This is a genomic window from Mesorhizobium sp. B4-1-3 (assembly GCF_006439355.1).
GTDB lineage: Bacteria > Pseudomonadota > Alphaproteobacteria > Rhizobiales > Rhizobiaceae > Mesorhizobium.
This window is the reverse complement of record NZ_VFTG01000011.1, coordinates 69,540-83,672: the sequence shown is the minus strand read 5'-3', so window position 1 is coordinate 83,672 and position 14,133 is coordinate 69,540. Positions and strand designations below refer to the sequence as shown.

At 63.9% G+C, this 14,133-nt stretch carries 15 protein-coding genes and 1 pseudogene; 10 read left to right on the top strand and 6 right to left on the bottom strand.

The annotated features are described in order from the left end of the window. Positions 1-29 precede the first annotated feature (29 nt). The 3 genes from FJW06_RS16285 to FJW06_RS16275 all read left to right on the top strand — a co-directional run bounded on the left by FJW06_RS16285 (position 30) and on the right by FJW06_RS16275 (position 2,605). Positions 30-959, top strand: a complete 930-nt coding sequence (locus FJW06_RS16285) for a LysR family transcriptional regulator (RefSeq protein WP_140753257.1) — start codon at positions 30-32, stop codon at positions 957-959. A gap of 93 nt (positions 960-1,052) precedes the next feature. Further along, positions 1,053-1,538 carry a hypothetical protein gene (locus tag FJW06_RS16280; RefSeq protein WP_246674643.1) on the top strand — a complete coding sequence of 162 codons (486 nt, stop codon included), beginning with the start codon at positions 1,053-1,055 and terminating at the stop codon, positions 1,536-1,538. A gap of 224 nt (positions 1,539-1,762) precedes the next feature. Then, positions 1,763-2,605 (top strand): slipin family protein, encoded by an 843-nt coding sequence (locus tag FJW06_RS16275; protein ID WP_140753256.1) that lies wholly within the window; start codon positions 1,763-1,765, stop codon positions 2,603-2,605. A gap of 100 nt (positions 2,606-2,705) precedes the next feature. On the opposite strand, the gene FJW06_RS16270 is transcribed toward FJW06_RS16275, so the two are convergent. Together FJW06_RS16270 and FJW06_RS16265 are read right to left on the bottom strand one after the other, a co-directional pair. Then, positions 2,706-3,014: a hypothetical protein gene (locus FJW06_RS16270; RefSeq protein ID WP_140753255.1), complete on the bottom strand. Its 309-nt coding sequence runs from the start codon at positions 3,012-3,014 to the stop codon at positions 2,706-2,708. A 127-nt stretch (positions 3,015-3,141) separates the two neighbouring features. Next, a complete protein-coding gene (locus FJW06_RS16265) occupies positions 3,142-3,336 on the bottom strand; it encodes a hypothetical protein (protein WP_140753254.1) in 195 nt (64 codons plus the stop codon). A gap of 318 nt (positions 3,337-3,654) precedes the next feature. Between FJW06_RS16265 and FJW06_RS16260 the strand changes: the two are divergent. From FJW06_RS16260 to FJW06_RS16250, 3 genes and pseudogenes are all read left to right on the top strand, one after another. Then, a pseudogene (locus FJW06_RS16260) lies at positions 3,655-4,052 on the top strand (low affinity iron permease family protein). 179 nt (positions 4,053-4,231) lie between these two features. Continuing rightward, positions 4,232-4,471, top strand: coding sequence for a hypothetical protein (locus FJW06_RS16255; RefSeq protein WP_140753253.1), 240 nt, complete (start codon positions 4,232-4,234; stop codon positions 4,469-4,471). Between the two features lie 1,088 nt (positions 4,472-5,559). Continuing rightward, on the top strand, positions 5,560-5,787 hold the full coding sequence (locus FJW06_RS16250; protein WP_140753252.1) for a hypothetical protein: 228 nt from the start codon (positions 5,560-5,562) through the stop codon (positions 5,785-5,787). Between the two features lie 127 nt (positions 5,788-5,914). Here FJW06_RS16250 and FJW06_RS30830 read toward each other — a convergent pair whose 3' ends face one another. Continuing rightward, positions 5,915-6,037: a hypothetical protein gene (locus FJW06_RS30830; protein WP_281404885.1), complete on the bottom strand. Its 123-nt coding sequence runs from the start codon at positions 6,035-6,037 to the stop codon at positions 5,915-5,917. 549 nt (positions 6,038-6,586) lie between these two features. On the opposite strand from FJW06_RS30830, the gene FJW06_RS16245 reads away from it, so the two are divergent. After that, the gene (locus FJW06_RS16245) at positions 6,587-6,865 is read left to right on the top strand and encodes a hypothetical protein (RefSeq protein WP_140753251.1); all 279 of its coding nucleotides are present in this window, start codon (positions 6,587-6,589) and stop codon (positions 6,863-6,865) included. A gap of 259 nt (positions 6,866-7,124) precedes the next feature. On the opposite strand, the gene FJW06_RS16240 is transcribed toward FJW06_RS16245, so the two are convergent. Then, complete coding sequence (locus FJW06_RS16240) at positions 7,125-8,060, bottom strand: hypothetical protein (RefSeq protein ID WP_140753250.1); 936 nt, start codon at positions 8,058-8,060, stop codon at positions 7,125-7,127. A gap of 240 nt (positions 8,061-8,300) precedes the next feature. Here FJW06_RS16240 and FJW06_RS16235 point away from each other — a divergent pair, with 240 nt between their 5' ends. Both FJW06_RS16235 and FJW06_RS16225 read left to right on the top strand, forming a co-directional pair. Further along, complete coding sequence (locus FJW06_RS16235) at positions 8,301-8,522, top strand: hypothetical protein (RefSeq protein ID WP_140753249.1); 222 nt, start codon at positions 8,301-8,303, stop codon at positions 8,520-8,522. Between the two features lie 271 nt (positions 8,523-8,793). After that, a complete protein-coding gene (locus FJW06_RS16225; RefSeq protein ID WP_140753248.1) occupies positions 8,794-10,782 on the top strand; it encodes an acyltransferase family protein in 1,989 nt (662 codons plus the stop codon). A gap of 51 nt (positions 10,783-10,833) precedes the next feature. Here the strand turns inward: FJW06_RS16225 and FJW06_RS16220 are convergent, their stop codons facing one another. After that, positions 10,834-11,187 carry a cupin domain-containing protein gene (locus FJW06_RS16220; protein WP_140753247.1) on the bottom strand — a complete coding sequence of 118 codons (354 nt, stop codon included), beginning with the start codon at positions 11,185-11,187 and terminating at the stop codon, positions 10,834-10,836. 356 nt (positions 11,188-11,543) lie between these two features. Continuing rightward, positions 11,544-13,562 carry an AI-2E family transporter gene (locus tag FJW06_RS16215; RefSeq protein WP_140753246.1) on the bottom strand — a complete coding sequence of 673 codons (2,019 nt, stop codon included), beginning with the start codon at positions 13,560-13,562 and terminating at the stop codon, positions 11,544-11,546. A gap of 231 nt (positions 13,563-13,793) precedes the next feature. On the opposite strand from FJW06_RS16215, the gene FJW06_RS16210 reads away from it, so the two are divergent. Beyond that, positions 13,794-14,111, top strand: coding sequence for a hypothetical protein (locus FJW06_RS16210; RefSeq protein ID WP_140753245.1), 318 nt, complete (start codon positions 13,794-13,796; stop codon positions 14,109-14,111). Positions 14,112-14,133 lie beyond the last annotated feature (22 nt).

The window sequence follows — 14,133 nt, the reverse complement described above, 5'->3', positions numbered from 1 at the left end:
TCGGACTTTGCATTTGAGTATTGCAAACCATGCAGCAATCTCACGAACCCTCCGCCCTGGCCGAAATGGCCGCCTTCGCGGCCGTCGCGGAAGCGAGGTCCTTTACCAAGGCGGCTGCGCGGGTCGGGCGCGACGCCACCGTCCTGTCGCGTCGGCTGCAGTCGCTGGAAGACCGGCTGGGAGTGCGGCTGCTTCACCGCACAACGCGCAGCGTGTCGCTGACCGAGGCCGGCGTAGAATTCCTTTCTCGCGTGCGCGCCATCCTGGCCTCGGTGGACGAGGCCGAGGCGGCCGCGTCGGCACACGCGGCTGGAGGCCCGCGCGGCCTGCTCAAACTAGCACTGCCGGGGACGTTCGGGCGCATGTGGATCGGACCGCTCTTGCCGCAGTTTCTCACGGAGTTCCCCGAGATCCAGATCGAGGCCGAGTTCTCCAACCGCTTCGCCGATCTCGTCGCCGAGAATTTCGACGTCGCGGTCCGGCTGGGCAGCCTGGAGGACTCGCGCCTGGTGGCGCGCAAGGTAGCGACGCGGCGCCGGCTGCTCTGCGCGTCGCCCTCCTACCTTGCCCTCAGAGGCAGGCCGGAAACGCCGCAGGCGTTGCTCGAACATTCCTGCCTTGGCTTCACCGGCTTCCAGACCTTTCCAGCCTGGGAGATGACTGACCGCGGCGGCCGGCGCGTGCGCGTCGAGGTTTCGGGACCGCTGGTTAGCGACGACGCTGAAGTGCTGGTCGAGGCCGCCGTGCAGGGCGTCGGCTTGATGATGAGCACTGACTGGTTGGTCGGCCGCGAGCTCGCCGACGGCCGGCTCGTGCCGATCCTGGAGGACTGGACCCTGGCCGACGAGGGCGCGGTTTATATCGTCATGCCTTCGGCCAAGGGTCAGGCCGCCAAGACCCGCGCGTTCGCCGACTGGATCAGCAAGCGCTTCGCGCCGGAGCCGCCGTGGCGGCTGTGACTTGCCGATCGCGCTGCTTCAGTTGAGCCTCACGCGCTCGCACGCCTTTGCCAACTTCGTTATGATCGAGCTACCACGGCGGGGGGAACGATTATGAAAGGCGTGTCTGCAACACTCATCCTGGCACTGCTCGCCACCCTCCCCGCCCATGCCGCCTCCTGCCAATGGTCCGCCAAGATGGAGGAGGACGAGGGCGGCAGCGTGATGACGGCTTCGGTCTGCGGCGGACCGAAGGGCGATGCGCATCTGATACTGGCCTGCTTCGACAAGCCGATGCTGAGCTATGACCTCGGTGCCGCGGGCGGGCAGTTGGAGCCCGGCATCAGCGGCTCCTTCACCTTCAAGGCCGGCGACAAGAGCCTGACGAAAAAGCTCGAGCTCGAGGCGATGTACAACTACTTCACCACCGAGCTCTCCGGCCCGTCCGATCCGCTGCTGGCGCTGTTGCGTGGCAAGGGCGACGTGACGGTGTCGGCCGCGAAATATGGTGAGGCGAGCTTTCCGCTGAAAGGCTCCGGCGCTGCGATCGGCAAAGTGCTGGCCGAGTGCGGCAAGGGTTCGGGCAGCGAGGCGGACTGAGACGGAGCGCGCAGCTCGCCCCTTGCGAGGAGATCAGGCGCGCCCATTGGCGAACTCCGTCGCCGTGCACCATATGATTCCTGCCGGCGATGATTGTCCTCGCGACAAGCGTGATCGATCCCAGATATGCCGGCCAGGCGGTCCAGCCCGGACCGCCGGCGCTCCTCGCGAGGCCCGTTGCGGCATCGCGCGACCCACCAGAGGCCGCGACAAGGAGCTATCCGATGAATCCGATCACCCTTTTCCTCACCGTCGTCTTCGTCCTGATCGGCGCCGGTATCGGCGCGCTGGCCGGAACGTGGGCTGGCACGCCCTTCTTTGTTATCGCGGCACTGATCGCCGCCTCGCTGAAGATGGCCAACACCTGGCAGCGCTTCGTGGTGCTGCGCGCCGGCAACCTGCTTGGCGTGCGCGGCCCCGGCCTATTCATGATCGTCCCGGTCCTCGACAATGTCGTGGCCGTCATCGACCAGCGCATCCAGACCACGGCCTTCAACGCCGAGGAGGCGCTGACCAGGGATACGGTACCCGTCAATGTCGATGCGGTTATCTTTTGGCATGTGCATGACGCGGGCCAGGCGGCACTGGAAATCACCAATTACCGCGAGGCAATCGACCGCGTGGCGCAGACCTCGCTGCGCGAGATGATCGGCTCCTCGATGCTGTCCTCGCTGCTGTCCGACCGCAGGGCGGCGGATGAGCATCTGCGCGACGTGATCGGCGCCAAGACGGCGCAATGGGGCATCACGGTGATGTCGGTCGAGATCCGCGACGTCGCCATCCCCGTCGCGCTGCAGGACGCCATGTCGCGCCAGGCGCAGGCCGAGCGCGAGAAGGAAGCGCGTGTCATCCTCGGTTCGGCGGAGGCGGAAGTCGCAGCCAAATTCGTCGAGGCGGCCACCACCTATGCCGACCATCCGGCCGCACTTCAGCTGCGCGCTATGAACATCATCTACGAGACGACCAAGGAGCGCGGCGCCACCATTCTGCTCCCGACCGGCCTGGTAGACAGCCTCAACCCGGCGGCCGCCCTGGTTCAGGCGGGCGTGCTCAAAAGCGCGGTGTAAACAGAGACTACCGGTGTCTCCCATTCAGCATGAAAAATCCGGTCCGGCTTGAGCGTGATTGCCCATGTGCAGGACCGGATTTTCTACGGTAGACGGTATCTCAATAGTCAGAGCCGCCCTCGACGACGACCGGACGATGATGATGCCGGTGAATGGAACCGGTGGCGACGACCGTGTCGTCACGGCGGTGATGGCGGTGACGCCAGCCGCGCTCGCCATTGTCATAGAAGGCGACGGTGCCGTGATGGCGGTGATGCAAACGGTGGCCCTCGTCATTGATAACGACTGCCGGCCGGTGGTGATAATAATGCCTGTGATGTGTCCTGATGACGACATCGGCCTCGGCCGCCGAGGCGACGGCGGGTGCGGCGACACAGAGCGCCAAGGCAGCAAGAAGTACTGTTTTCATTGCTCTAATCCTAATTCCTGAAGCATCCCTTCGCCGGATAAACCGCTGTTCACCGCTTTGGTTCCGGGCTGATATGCGTCTGACCCAGCACCGATGCGGGCCGGGCCGACGCGCCCGGCAACCGAGTTCAGCCGCCCCGCCGGCGCCGAAGCGCGACATATCTCAGGTAGGTCGCGGCCGCGGCGTCGCAGGCGCGGCGCCCGCCGCCATTTGCCTCGATCATCGTCTTGGCTAGTCGCGGCGGCAGGCCGTATTTGCTGGCGAAGAACGCCGGCTCGTATGGCTGGTCTTCGGCATCGTCTGTCGGTCTATCGAGGTTCATGAGTGCTCCCTGTCGGCGGCGCGAGAAAATTGGCGCTTGCCAATGCGGAGTCCTGGCTTTGGTTGCCCCGCTCGGTCCTCTTCGCATGCCGGTCCGACCTCAGTCCGATGGGTTTCAGACCGTCGCCCGATCGGCGGAACGAAGGAGGTTCGGCGCTCGTTTGCCGACATCGAATCCGCAGCTTCGCGGCTGCCAATTGGAGCAACCGACATGAACGACGACCGCAACAGTGTTCTGGAGGCGCGCTGGCTTCTGGCCGTGCCGGCCTCGATGCTGCTCACCGTGCTAATAGCCGGGTTATTGCTTGGTTAGGCGGCGATGAACCGTCATCTTTTTCGCGCCGCCGATTTCCTGTCACGCCCGCCCGGCTTCTACACTATGGTCGTCGCCATGGTGGCCCGCACGCTCCTGGTGCCGTTCGGCCGACCAATGTCGTGACCTATACGTTGTCGGTGGCGGCCATCATCACCACCGGCGTGGTCCTCATCCAGCGCTACCGCGACACCGCGGCCATCCACGCCAAGCTCGACGAGATCGTCATCGCGCTTCGCCAAACGCGCAACGATGTGATCGGGCTCGAGCATGCGGAGCCGCGTGAGACCAAATCCAAGCTGACGGAGCTGGAAATGGAGGCCGAGCGCCTTGCGGCAGCTGAAAGCCTCAGCGACGCGATGAGCGAAGCCGGAGCCGCGGTGGGTGGAGGTTCGTTGGGGTAGCCGAGGCTCCGGCTGAAGGGCGGAATGGGCACCGCCGCCAGGCAAAGATAGATCTCACCAGCGACGGCGAAATTACGCGATCGCGGAAGCATCTTTGACTCTCGAAACTGCCCGGAGGCATCGCTATCACGCGGATCGATTGGAACAAACGCTCGGCATCGCCGTTTGCGGAGATGGTTATGTTCGCACCCCTCGATATGCACCACGAGAAGCGCGCCGATCTGCACCGGGCCGCAAGGCTGTGGCTGCTTCATGACCGCGTGGTGAAGCGCCTCGACAAGGTCGACCATTCCGCCGACGTCGTCGAGATGGCCGCAGCCGCTTTCGTCGAATCTACACATCGGCCGGCCATCTTCGTTGCGTCATTCCGGCCAGGCGGGAAACCTGAAACGGCGGCCGGCTGGACGCTCGGACTGTAAGTTCAAATGGCGGCGTGAACTGGTCAGTGAGGCCGCGCGCTGCGTTCCCTGAGCAGATCGCGCGTCCTCAACTCGGCATAGACCGCCTCGCGATCCCCGCGGCATCGTCCCAGCAATCTCATTGCCTCGCCGCGTTCCAGACGCCCGAGCTTCATCATGAAACGAAGTTCACTTTCCGGAATGAGGGGCTGAGCTTCCCGCCGCCGCCACCATGTTTCATGCATCGCTTCGACCTCCCGCCACGCCAACTCGGCAGTCCGGCGGAATCGCTGCCTCGCCCCGACTGTAGAGACGTTGTAGTCCATCCATGCATTGGCCTGAGTGACACTGCCCACACTTCTCAGCTCAAAGCCTCCTTTTCTCCGACGTCCCCGTCGGCAATCCTGTACGAAAGGCGCAGGCCGGGGCGCCGGAGATCAGGCGCTGCAGCGCCCCCTCCAATCGGCCTGTCCACCTTCGCGCTGCCGGTGAAACTCGCCGCGCTGACAATCTCGCTTTTGTGGCATCCAAGGCTCGACGCGATCCGGCACATCGCTGACTCGCGGGCTGGTGAAAGAGGTGTGTCCCCCCCATTTGGCGGGGGCGAGAAGGCATGGCCTGATACGCCGCCGCAACGTCATTGATCCAACCGCGCGTTGCAGGCGATATCGATGTAACATTAGCAGATACTAACGTATTTATCCTACGCAGGAAAACCGTGTCTGTCATGGAACCCGCGGCACGGTCAGCGCGTTGCGGGGCGCCTGTGAAACGGCCGGAGGCTCTCTTTGAGCGAATTCAGGAAGTTCGCCTGCCCCCGGTGCTTGGGCGCCGGCAAGGTGTTCGAATGCGAGAAGCAGGCAGCGTCGAACGGCGCTTGCTGTCCCTCCGGCGCATTGCGCGACAATTGCCGGGGTCAACGGGTTTCCTGCCAGGCCTGCAGCGGAACCGGCCTGCGCGGCTACAGCGCGCCCGCCAATAAGCAGGACTAACTCGGGCTTCTTCGATCAGACGATGGCTGGACCCGCGCGTCTTGCCTTTTATTCGACACCTCTAATATATAAAGACGCTCGCGCAGGTAGGGAACGGCGGACGCCCTGGAGACGCGCATGAAAACCTATCGCGTCGAGGAAATGGACGGCGAAGCCGTCGTCGCGGTCCATTCGACGGAAGCCAACACACCTTTCGAGGCGGCTGAGAAAGCGCTTGGCCAGAAAGTCACCTTGCGCGCCGGCGCCGACAGGTGGGTCCGCGTCGTCGACTTCACCGAGCGGCCACGGCCGTTGAGGCTCAGGCCCGCGGTCTTCGAATTCAGGGCGATCGGACGAAGGAAATAGGCCGACCGCTTTTGCTCCGTGGTGCTTAAAGCGCGTCGCGCTGAACGGATTCAGTCGGCGCACTTTAAGTCTTTGTTTTGATGCATGTCATTCCCCAAAACCGCTGCGCACTTTTGGGTGAGATGCATTAGGCGCCGGCGCCGCCCATCAGCGCCGCGATCAAGGTCGCCAGGAAGACAAGCAGCCCCAATCCGACCCGGTCCAGCCATGACCGCCGTCTGGCAAGAACGTCGAACAACCGATTGGCCATCGCAACTTCCCCCATTCGCTGGCGACACTCTATCACGTCTTTCATGAGCGGATCATGAAACGGCTCACAGATGTCCTCCCATGCCGCTCTCTCCGGGGGAATCCGTCGCCGGCGCCGATGCTGCACTGCCGAATTGCACCCAAAAAAAGTCGGGGTCGAAGAGACATGCCGGCGGGCGAAAAATCAGCTTATTCAAGCGGATAAGCATATGTGTGCAGCGCGGCCTGTCGGACATCGGAAAAGCCTGGAATTCCGCCATTTCGGGCTCTTCGCCTTGGTTCCGACGTGGCTCCAAAGCGTGCTTCACGCAAAAAAAGGCGGCTAAAAGGACGCTCCCGGGCCGCTCGTCGGCGGCGTTGACAGGGCCCCGCGCCAATGGCACTCCGCAGCCACTGGTCACGCCGTGACCGTTGCTGTTGGGGACGGACGGGGTTTCAGCAGCTTGGCGGCGGCGCCGGACGGGCGGGCACCTGCGCAGTGTACCGCCCGCTCCTGGCCGGCAAGACTTCCAGCTTAAGAACAGCTTGCTTTAAACCAATCGAGCCAAAAATGTGCGTTCTGAAAAAATCTCAGAACGTGAAGCCGGAAGACGGCGTGGCTGCGGTCGCCGCCGAAAGCCTGTCACGTCTGGCTAGCGTCGGTTTGCAATATGGCTTTTTCATCGGCTGCCTTGACCCGATCGACGATGAGATCGGGACAGCAACTATGCCCCGCATCCGCCGCGTCAAGCGGGGCCAAATTTGGCCGCCCTGCAACTGCCGCCAAACGACCGGCCGCGAGCCGATGAGCGCGCCAGCCGGTGATATGTCACCCGATATCAAAGCTTGATATTTGAAGGGAGGGCGACAGCGGCGACGCTCGACAGCTTCTCGCGGTTCGACAGCACCGGCTTCTCGCAAGCCTTCTTCGTGGATAACGCCCTTCGCCCAATTCACGACCCAACACGGGGCGCGAACGGGTTTCGGTCAAAGAACATTTCCGTGACCGAGGTGCGCCGAAGGGTCGACTACAACCGAAAGTGTGCAGGCTGTGATGGCTGGGCGGCAACATCCGATGCCGTTCTCCGACATCTTGCGACAGCCCCGGGTTAGCCAGCCTGCCGCAGCCAGTGGCGATCGAACACGTCAAGGATGGCGCGGAACTCGGCCGGCGGTATCTGTCCGATGTCGCCCACGCCGTCGGCTCCCAGGAAGCGGCCGACCAGCCGGTCGACAGCCTCCGGATGCTCGACGGCTATGCCGAGCGCCGCAAGGTCGGCGGCGATCGATCCCTGCGCAAGCAGATATCCTCCCCATGCGGTGGCGCCGGGCACCGGATCGCGCAGGCGCACCATGAGGATCCTGGTGAATGAGGGCTGCGCCTCCGGGCCAATGATGGCTGTACCGCACATATAGCCGCCGAGCACGCTGCCCGGTTGTGACTGGGGGAACAGGCTGAAGAAGAACTGGGCATCGCCGCCGACCTCCCTGACATGGACGTAAAGGCCGCGCTTGGCCGGCGTCACGGGACCAACCAGAACGAGCTGGCCGGTCGGCAAGGCCTCGCGGTAATGGGCGGTGAGGCCGTGCACGCCCGGCCCCCCTTCAATCGACAGGCTGCCCTTGATAAGCTGACCGCGATAGTAGGGCGACCAGGCGCGCGAATAGCAAGCATAGCTTCCGATCAGCGCGATGCTCTGGGCGCGGTCGTCATGCGCGGAGGCTGCCTCGAACTGTTGCGCGGCGAGCCGTTCGAGCGCGCCGCGGTCCATGCCGTGACGGGCGCAGACGGCGGCGGTGAAGCTCGGCAGATCGCTTTCGGCGATCCACACGCCGGGCTGCTCCAGCTGCAGCAGCTTTGCCCAATCCTCATAGACGCTGAGCTCGCGCGGATGAGCCCGACCCTGCAGCCATTTGTCGGCGCGGCCGAGATCGAATGCCGTTCTGGGATTGACGGCGCGGAACGCCGCTGCGAGATCCTTGCGGGTCACCGCACCCAGCAAGGCCGAAGTCAGCCTCAATTTTTGCGCGATGTGCTGCGCCATGCCACAAACCCCTCAACGTCTTTCGCCGCCAGCCCATTTCGGCATCTGACGAATTGCCCACGATTGCATTCAGCACGCCGGCAACAGTCTGCATTGCCGGCACGCCTATTTTCCACTTCTAATGTCGCAGGAAATACAAAGAATTCCACCGAGTTCCACCCGCATAGTCTTTGCGGCTTGGCGACCGGCGCTAGGGTCGCCTCGGGATGAATACATTCGGGATGAATATAGGGAGCTGTCATGAAATTCGTTGTATCCGCGCTTGTCATGGCGCTTGCGCTGTCGCAAGCCGCCGAGGCCAAAACAAAGATCCCGCTGACCGAGACAAGGACCGGCCACGAAAAGAGCCGGCCGCCGCTCGATCAGACGGCCACCGGCGGTATCCTGCCCTCGGCCGGATTGACGTCGAAGGAAACCGACCCGGGCCAAGCCTATCCGCAGCCGCTCGACCTTCATTTCTAGAGCAATTGCGGCAACCGCGCTCGGCGGTTTTGGTCCGCAACCGCGTAAGACAAAAGGTAGCCATTCCGGCGGGACCATGCCCGCACGGCGATAGGCGTCGCCGCCCTGCCCTTGAATTTCCCGGTCGAGATCGAAGCCGAGGTGATGATTAGGGGCGCCTGATCTCCCGTTATGTTGCACTGCGTTAGAATTGTTGCATTGCGATATCGGAGCATAGGGACGAGGCTTTGCCGCAGGCGGGATACGACCGAACGTTGCGAGGTTCGTATTCGTGTCAGCATCGGCGCAGGACTTCCGACCCGACATAGAGGGGTTACGGGCGCTGGCCGTGGCGGGCGTGGTCGCCTTCCATTTCGGCCTAAGCGCGCTGCCCGGCGGCTTTGCCGGGGTCGACATCTTCTTCGTCATCTCGGGCTACCTGATCACCCGCCGTCTCGCCGCCGAAATCTCCGACACCGGCCGACTCGATCTGTTGCGTTTCTATGCCCGGCGCGCGCGGCGCCTGTTGCCGGCGGCGCTTTTCGTCATCGCCGCGACGCTTGCCGCAGGCGCGGTCATCCTGTCGCCGGAGGAGCAGGCGCTCTATTCCAAGGGCGCGATGTTCGCGTCGGCCTATATGATCAATCTGTGGCTGATCCGCTGGTCGTTCGACTACTTCACCAATGACGCCACCAGCAATCCGTTCATCCACTACTGGTCGCTGTCGGTCGAGGAGCAATTCTATCTCGCCTGGCCGGCACTGCTGATGCTGGCGGCGTGGATGAAGCCGGGCAAGCGCGCCATCATGGCCGCGATCGCCGCTATCGGCCTCGTTTCCTTCATCCTCTGCGCCTGGCTGACGAGCGTCTCGCAGCCCTGGGCGTTCTACTTTTCGCCGCTGCGCGCATGGGAATTTGCCGCCGGCGGCCTCGCATCGATGGCGCCGGCGCGGCTGTTGCAGGAGCGCCCGCGGCTGGGGCGGGCGTTAAGCCTGACCGGGCTGACGATGATCGGGGCCGCTTATCTCACCTTCAGCAAGGACGCTCCCTTCCCCGGCTTTCTGGCGCTTTTGCCTGTGGTCGGCACGGTCCTTCTGCTCAAGGCGGGAGCGGCCGGCGCCAGGGACGGCCGTTTGCGCAATTCCGATTGGAACTGCGTGAATGCCGCCCTGGCGCTGCCGCCATTGCAATGGCTCGGCAAGCTCTCCTACTCGATCTATCTGTGGCATTGGCCGGTCATCGTCTATGCCGGCATGCTGGCGCCGGAAATGACGCCCGCCGAGCGGCTTTCCTGCCTTGCGCTGACGCTGGCGCTGTCTGCCCTCAGCTATCACCTCATCGAGAACCCGATCCGTCGCAACGGCTGGCTGACGGCCAATGCGGCGCGGGCGCTGGTGCCGGCCCTCCTCCTGACCGGCACCGGCGTCGCAGCCGCCTACGGCAATGCGCGGCTCGCCGTGCACGGTCTCGATGCGGAGCAGCGCATCATCGCCGCCAGCGCCGCCGAACCGTCCACGGCCCGGGCCAAGGCCGGCTGCGTACAGGACTACCAGAGCGTGACGCCGGCCCCTTGCGTGTTCGGCGACGGACAGCGTGTCATCGCTCTCTTCGGCGATTCCCATGCCGACCACTGGTCGACGCCGCTGATCGAGGCGGGCCGCAAGAACGGCTACCAGGTGGTCACTTGGCTGAAGAATTCCTGCCGCGCCTCGCGCATCAGCGTCTGGTCGTCCGAGCTGAAGCGGCCCTATAGCGAATGCGACCGCTGGCGCGAGCAGGCAATCAGGGAAATCATCGGGGCAAGACCGGCGCTGGTGGTCATCTCGGAGCTGGCGCTGACCAGCGGACGCAAGATGGCGGGCCGCGGAGGCGATACGGATAGCCAGGACGCCGACTGGCGGGCCGGCCTTCGCTCGACGCTCACCAGCCTGAGCCAGGCCGGCCTCAAGGTCGCCTTCATCCGCGACGTGCCGTTCAACAACGCCAATGTCGACACTTGCGTGGCGCGGGCGCTATGGCGGAACGAAGCGCCCTCGCGCTGCGACCAGACGCGGGCGTATGCCGCCAACGACCGAATGGCTGCGGTGGAGCGCGACATCGTCGACAGCGTCCCCAACGCTTCCTATGTCGACCTCACCGATCGCTTCTGCAGCGCCACGACGTGCCACGTCTTCATCGACGGCAAGCTCGCCTTCCGCGACCAGCACCATATGGCGACGCCCTTCGCGGAATCGCTGGAGCCGGAGGTGGAGAAAAGGGTGATTTCGAAGGTGGGGCGCTGAGGCTGCCTCCGCCACGAGGGGGAGAGATCAGCAGCTTCAGCGCCGGCGTCCTCACCCCACCACAACCACAAAATGCTTGGTCACCGGCTCAATGATCTTCCAGGTGCCCTTGAAATCGGCCTCGACCACGAAAGCATCGCCGGGGCCGACCTCGACCGGCTCGCCCCCGTCGGGCGTGATGATGATGCGGCCGGCGATCATGTGGACGAATTCATAGTCGGTGTAGGTGGCGTGATAGGTGCCGGGCGACGCGCGCCAGGTGCCCGACATCACCTTGCCGTCCTCGGTGGTGTGCTGAACGGCGGTCTGCATGGTCGGCCTACCCTCGACAACGACCCAGCCCGGCAGGTCGCCGCCATCGGCATGCTCGACGGTGCCGAATTTGAGGATGGTGGGTCTGGTCATCGCATGCTCCTGGTTTCGCCGGAATTGGCTTGCGACGGCATAGCCGATGACAACACGCGTTGCACGCGGCGATGCGACAACAGAAAGCGAGGTGGCGACGGGTTTGGTGTGGCGGCAGGCTGTAGCACATTAGCAACACTTAACAGACGTTCCGCAGAACTTGCGGTGTTGAGCGTCGCTGTACCATTTCGGGACTGGCATCCGCCTTGCTATGAAGAAATTGCCGGTGTCCTCCCGCCGGTCCTGATCGGGGGATCAGGTTTGAATCTCGCCGGGCCTGTGGGCTTTGGGCATAAGGGGCAGGCCCGGCGAGTTTTCTTTCTCCACCGCTATCCCGACTGGCGGGCGCGCCGCTCTCACTCCGCGGCCTGCAACTGCTTCCTGCGCGCCGGCTGCCTGCGCCGGTGGCCGGCCTTGAGCGTGACGGCCGTCTTTTTGGAAAGCGCTCCGGTCACCGCATCAACCATACCGAAGGCCACGAAGTCGGCGTTAAGCGTGGTGGCCAGTTCTGCCGCAGCCTCGACATCACCATTTCCGACTTCCGACCAGAACACGATGCCCACCCGAAGTTTCGGCTTGATGCGCTTCAGCCGACGAACCATGAAGCGCGCGTGCCGGGTGGATTGGCGGTTGAGGAACCCGATCACCACGGCATCGATGGTTTCGAGGTCGAGGCGGCGGATCGCCAATGGTTGGAGTTCCGTGAAGCTCGTCTTAGATGCCGAAGCGCCCTGCACCTCCAGCACCTGCGCCAGCATAGCAGCGGCAGCGTCGTCGAGCTCGCCTCGCCCCCCGGCGCAGAGCACCGCGATGCCCGAACCGTCGGGCAGATCGACCTCCTCTTCCTCCGCGCCCCCCTCGGCAGACTTGGCCTCGCCGGAGTTTTTCTCGCCAGCCTTGTCGTCGGCTACATTTTCATCGGCAGCGGCCGCCTGCTCGCTCTCTTCCTCCTCGGCCTCCTGCTGGGCGCTGTCGTCGAGATTGGCGACCAGCGTGATAGCGCTGTCGGCGACCTGCCGCCGCTGCTCGTCATCCATGACGCCGCGCTCCCGGTCCTGCTCGCCGAGCAGCAGCGCCGGGATCGCCACCTTGCCGTAGAATTCGAATAGGTACTTGTCCTCCAACATCTCCTCGGCATGATCGGTCGCCTCGTCCGGATCGCCGGCCAGCAACCGCTGATAGAGCCTGGCATGCGGCTCCAGCACCGGTTCGTTGCCGAACAGCACGTCAAGGAACTCGAACTGCGGCACATGCCGGCCGAGCACCACCAGGCAGACGGTGAGCGGCGTCGACAGCACCAGGCCGATCGGTCCCCACAGCCAGGTCCAGAAGATCGCCGCCACGATGATGGCCAAGGGCGAGAGCCCGGTGTGCGAGCCATAAAGCCAGGGCTCGATGACGTTGCCGGTGACGAGCTCCACGACGATGAAAAGCGCGGCGGTCCATAAAAGCAGCGACCAGCCCGGCGCCACCGCCAAGGCCAGGAACAACGGCAGCAGTGCGCCGATGATCGGGCCGATATAGGGGACAAAGCGCAGCGCCAGCGCCAACAGCCCCCAAAGCAACGCGTTAGGAATACCCAGCACCCAAAGTCCCACGGTGATAGGCATGGCATAGATGGTGTTCACCACCAGTTGCATCAGCAAATACTGGCCGACGCGCTTGCCAGCATCCTGGAGCGCCTGTGTGGTGCGGTGGAGATCGCCATAGCCCACCAGCCTAATGAAGCGATCGCGCAGGTCCTCCCGTTCCATCAGCATGAAGATGACGACGATGATGACGAGGCCGGCCGAGCCCAGCGGGCTGATCAGTGGCTCGATCAGGTTCTGCAGCACCTCGAGCGGTTTTTCGTGCGAGACGACCTCGACGGGGATCGGCTCGCGCTTCGGCGTTTGCGCGGCAGAGGGCAGTTGCGGCTCCTGGCGGTCAATTTCCTGGCCGACACGTTCGATGACGCCGCTGAGGCGCGAGACGATGCCGCCGCCGAGGCCGTTCTCCTTTAGCGCGCGGACCTTGGTCAGGATGTTGATCTGGTAGACAGGAATGTTCTGCGCGAGGTCGCTGACCTGGGTGGCGACGACGAAGGAGAACAGCGAAAGTGCGGCGAAGGCGCCGGCGACGCTGGCAATGACCGCGGCAAGGCGGGGAATGCCGAGGCGTTTGAGCCATGAAACGACCGGGGCGATGGCAAAGGTCAGAAGCACCGCGACCGCGATCGGCAGGAACACCTCGCGCCCGAAATAAAGCGCGGCGACCGTGATGACCACGCTCGCCACTGTCGGCAGAGCTGTGCGCGGATGCCCCCGGGAAGCGGCAACCAGGTTCGTCAGCGCCGGCTCCGATGCAGCTGCTCCGTTACGACGATTGGCTGCCACTTCGAGCTCCGGCTTGTCCCACGATGGTCGGATGATCGGCAATATTTCGCCGGTGTGCAACGCGCGAGAATGTCCAACAGTTGCACGTCTTCTAACAATTGACGCAAAGACCTCCTGTCATGGGTAGCTGTCATCCGTCTCCAGGGTCGGCTTAACCGAAGCGTTGTCGGGAACACCAGCCGCGCGAAGCCGTTTATTCTCTCGAAGGGGCGTCCAACATAGGAGGCAGCGATGAAAAAGCTTCTGCTTGCTTCGATGATCGCCATCGCCTCGGCGTTCGCGATCGCGCCGGCCAGCGCGGCCAGCGTGCAACTTGGTATCGGCGTCGGCCCGGGCTATGACGACGGCTATTACAACGATTATGGCGGATACTACCCGCACCGTTATTATCGCCATGTCTACAACGACGACGACTACGACAATGGCGGCTACGTGGTGCGCTATCATCACCGCCATCATTGCCGCACCCAACTGATAACCCACTGGCGCCACCACCATCGCGTGGTGGAGGAAGTGCGGGTGTGCGGTAACGGCTACGGCGGCTACTAAATCGCCCGGGTTGGATAGCGCG